1 protein-coding gene is annotated in these 266 nt (G+C 74.4%); it reads left to right on the plus strand.

Annotation, left to right across the window (positions count from 1 at the left end):
* The coding region (locus tag ACSNOK_RS34510; protein ID WP_436784665.1) for a hypothetical protein at positions 1 to 266 on the plus strand (266 nt) is incomplete at both ends.

The following is a 266-nucleotide window of genomic DNA, read 5'->3' on the forward strand; positions in this document are numbered from 1 at the left end:
TCCGTCTACCACTGGGCCCCCCACGATGCCACCCTGGCCGGCGACCGGCTGGGCATGTCCATGGCCTTTGCCGGCATGCTGGGACTGGCGCTGCAATCGCGCATTGCCGACCGCGTGGCCGTGCGCGCCGCGGTGGCCATGCTGGTCGCCGCCGTGGCCTCGGTGCTGGTCTGGCTGCATGGCGGCAACCTGCTGCCCTGGGCGCTGGTGCAGGGCGGCGGCATGCTGGCGGTGCTGGGCCTGGCCTGCGTGGCGCCGCGCCATGG

Source organism: Streptomyces sp. URMC 126, assembly GCF_051386555.1.
Classification (GTDB): Bacteria; Actinomycetota; Actinomycetes; order Streptomycetales; family Streptomycetaceae; genus Streptomyces.